Genomic DNA, 1,075 nt, shown 5'->3' on the forward strand with positions numbered 1-1,075 from the left:
GCGCGCGGACTCGGCGGCGTCGCGGTAGTAGGCGAGGCCGGCGCGCAGGCCGCCATCGACGGCGAGGGCCGCGCCGTAGTGGTCGAGCTCTGCTTCCTCGAACGCGTCGGGCGCGAGGGACTTGGTCTTCAGGAACCAGCTGATGTACTCCCGCTCGCGGCCGGCTATCAGCGTCTCGGGAAGATCGGGCACCACGTGGAACGCGAAGTGCCAGGTCTTGAACGCCAGAGTCGGGTCGAGAGGGATCGCTTCCGGCATGGTGATACCGGGAATTCCGGCGTCGAGCAGCGCGACCCCGTGCAGTCGGCTCTCGTAGTTCAGGGCGAGGGAGAAGGCGACCCAGGCGCCGATGTCGTGCCCGGCGAGCCAGTAGTCCCGCACGCCGAGAGCGTTCACGGCGGCCTGGATGTGCGCGGCGACCGTGTGCGTGTCGTAGCTGAGCTCCGCATGCTCGGAATTGCCTTGGCCCGGCCGGTCGATCGCTATGACCCGGAACCGATCAGCGAGAGCAGGCATGACCTTTCGCCAGGCCCACCACGTCTGCGGGAACCCGGTGAGCAGGACGACGACCGGTCCGTCCGGCCGACCGCCTTCGACGGCGTGCAGGCGGACGCCGTCGGCGTCGACCCAGCGGTGCGTGAATCCGGCCAGGTCATGCAGGGGCAGGGCGGGGACGGGGTTGGTCATGGGAATCCTCCATCGAGGCGGGTGGACCGTGATTCGACGCTAGCACGTCTTGAACTGATCAGTCCAAGATGGGAGGATGGGCCGCATGGCAGGCAAGAAGCAGTTCGACATGGACACGGTGCTCGACGCCGCGATGATCCAGTTCTGGCGCTCCGGCTACGCCGACACCTCGCTCGACGACCTGTCCCGGGCGACCGGCCTGAACCGCAGCTCGATCTACTCCTCGCTCGGCGACAAGGACGCGCTCTTCCTTCGCTGCCTGGATCGCTACGCCACGCGCTACGGCGACAAGTTCGACGCCGCCCTCTCGTGCGCGGCCGAGGACCCAGTCGCCGCCGTCCGTGCGTTCTTCGATGTCACCCTGGGGCGCATCGCCGACCCCGCCGTG

At 68.4% G+C, this 1,075-nt stretch carries 2 protein-coding genes; one reads left to right on the forward strand and one right to left on the reverse strand.

Annotated elements, in window-relative coordinates; translation table 11 throughout:
• The coding region (locus IE277_RS46695; RefSeq protein WP_189960209.1) for an alpha/beta fold hydrolase at nucleotides 1–687 on the reverse strand (687 nt) is incomplete at its 3' end.
• 85 nt (nucleotides 688–772) lie between these two features.
• Here IE277_RS46695 and IE277_RS46700 point away from each other — a divergent pair.
• The coding region (locus IE277_RS46700; protein ID WP_189960211.1) for a TetR/AcrR family transcriptional regulator at nucleotides 773–1,075 on the forward strand (303 nt) is incomplete at its 3' end.

The sequence above is a fragment of the Streptomyces alanosinicus genome, from assembly GCF_014650595.1.
Lineage (GTDB): Bacteria > Actinomycetota > Actinomycetes > Streptomycetales > Streptomycetaceae > Streptomyces > Streptomyces alanosinicus.